Raw genomic sequence first — 1,623 nt, forward strand, 5'->3', positions numbered from 1 at the left:
GCTGGCCGAATCCACCTTCGACGCCGAGGAGGCGGTCAGCTGCGATCGGGGTGATCGAACCGACGTGCAATGGCTCGGGAATGGTATCGCCGATTTCCTGGTCGTCGTGTCCGAGGGAGATTCCCTCGCCCGGAGCAGTGAACGGAACTGTCGGATAGGTGACATCACCTGCGCTGGACGGTTCGTCGTTGTCGGACGAACTGCAACCGGCCAGCGCGAGTACGACGGTGAGTGGGATGACGGCAACGGCGGGGCGCGCCAGTTTTCGGGTTCGCGGACTGCTCATGATCCGGCACCGACCTTGGGGCGCTCGGCCGGTCGAGTCTGGCAGTCCTCACCGATGATGGGCGCCATCGTGCAGGTGTATGCCTGAGACTCGTCGGAGACACACCAGATGATTTCCTGGTCGTAGCTTCCGGAGACCGGGTTGTACATCACGGCCTGCATGTCCGGTTCGCCGCAGAATGCGTTGGAACACGAAGGCGCACCACAGCAGTCGTAGTAGGCGATCAGATAGGTCTTACCGGTATCAGGGTTGGTGCAGCATCCGACCCAGAACTCTGCGCCGGGTTTACTGCCGGGGGCGCAGGTGGTGACACCGCCGCCGTTGCATGCGGCACACGACGTTCCGTCCATGTTGCACCAGCGCCAGTACTCGCACTCGGCCGGATCTTTACCGTCGTAGACAGGGACAAGGGGTTCGGGGCCAGGTGCCGGTGCAGGAACCTCGGGCTCTTGGGCGAAGGCACTACGCGTCACAGGAAGTGTGCTGATCAGTGCCACTCCTGACACACCCATGGTCCACTTGCCGATCCGACTGATCATGGACCGCCGCGAAACTCGTTCGGAAAGTTTGCGTCCGGTTCGACTGGTGAGCGAACCGCCCTGGCCGGCCATCCATTCGGCCTGGGCCTGAACTGTCGCCTCGTCGACAGGATATCGGTTCTCCGTCATGTTGTGCTGCGGGAATTCATTGTCGTCCAACGATTTTCTCCTGATTCGTGAAGAGGATCGAACTGTGCAGGAAGATCAGGCCGCGCTGCCGGATTTCGCCTGGGCATGAAGGTGCTGGAGTGAGGGGGTGCCGGATTCGAGCGCATTGAGCAGGCTTTCCACCTGAGCCATGTGATTGCACAGGCCCTTCCCTCGGATCTTGCCGTGCTCGTCGAGAATCACGCCGTACGGAGTGGTGCCCACCTGGTACGCGATACCGACGTCGCGAGCGTCGATGTAACTGAGCTCGGAACCGATCCCGCTGCCGGCCAGGAACTCGCGATGCTCGTCGGGTGTTCCGTCCGAGATGATGATCACGTCGAGATCCGATTCGGCTCGGGCCATTGCCCTTACGCCGGGAAGAAGGCTCTTGCACGTCGAGCAACTCGGTGCTGTGAACAGCAGGAGTTGCGGTTTGTCGCGGTGACCACCGACTCCGACGGTCCGTCCTTCCTGATCGATGAGACCGGCAAACGACGGGCCGACCTGTTCGACCTTGGGGCCGGTATCCATCATCCGGGCGCCAAGAGGTCCGCGCCCTGGTCAAGCAGCTGGCGCTGGCCGTCGGGCCGGCGGTGGGCGGGCCGCTCGGGGCCTCGCTGCACGCGCCGTACATCGTGGCGTTCCTGG

General features: G+C 62.9%; 3 protein-coding genes. All 3 read right to left on the reverse strand.

All coding sequences use genetic code 11. The annotated features are described in order from the left end of the window. Positions 1-286, reverse strand: a 286-nt coding sequence (locus ABT116_RS44820) for a hypothetical protein (RefSeq protein ID WP_351646755.1), incomplete at its 3' end; no start/stop codon positions are given. Beyond that, positions 283-984 carry a methylamine dehydrogenase light chain gene (locus ABT116_RS44825; RefSeq protein WP_007729695.1) on the reverse strand — a complete coding sequence of 234 codons (702 nt, stop codon included), beginning with the start codon at positions 982-984 and terminating at the stop codon, positions 283-285. The genes ABT116_RS44820 and ABT116_RS44825, both read right to left, overlap by 4 nt. A 45-nt stretch (positions 985-1,029) precedes the next feature. Next, positions 1,030-1,509: a redoxin domain-containing protein gene (locus ABT116_RS44830; RefSeq protein WP_351646757.1), complete on the reverse strand. Its 480-nt coding sequence runs from the start codon at positions 1,507-1,509 to the stop codon at positions 1,030-1,032. Between the last annotated feature and the right edge of the window lie 114 nt (positions 1,510-1,623).

Origin of the sequence: Streptomyces sp. NPDC002130 (assembly GCF_040296465.1) — a bacterium.
Taxonomy (GTDB): Bacteria; Actinomycetota; Actinomycetes; order Streptomycetales; family Streptomycetaceae; genus Streptomyces.

Coding starts and splice junctions, on each gene's coding strand:
- ABT116_RS44830 (WP_351646757.1), bottom strand. CDS start 1,509: ATGATGGATACCGGCCCCAAGGTCGAACAGGTCGGCCCGTCGTTTGCC.